The following is a 279-nucleotide window of genomic DNA, read 5'->3' on the forward strand; positions in this document are numbered from 1 at the left end:
GTCGGCATCTCGGTCGGCACCATCGCGTGGCGGTACGTCCAAACGCGCTTGCCGTCCGCCTTGGCGAACGGCAGGTCGCGGGCGCGCGCACCGGTGGCGACGATGATGTTCTTCGCCTCCAGCTCGACCGTCTTGTCGCCCTGCTTCACCGACAGCTTGCCCGGCGCGGTCAGCGTGCCGAAGCCCTCGTGCACCGCGACCTTGTTCTTCTTCATCAGGCCCTTGACGCCCGCATTCAGCTGGCCTGCGACCTTGCGCGAACGATCGACGATCTTGCCC

At 67.0% G+C, this 279-nt stretch carries 1 protein-coding gene; it reads right to left on the bottom strand.

What is annotated here, in order from left to right:
• Positions 1 to 279, bottom strand: a 279-nt coding sequence (locus AC0IYH_RS31200) for an FAD-dependent oxidoreductase (RefSeq protein ID WP_471838076.1), incomplete at both ends; no start/stop codon positions are given.

Source organism: Pseudomonas sp. AC463, from assembly GCF_979253585.1.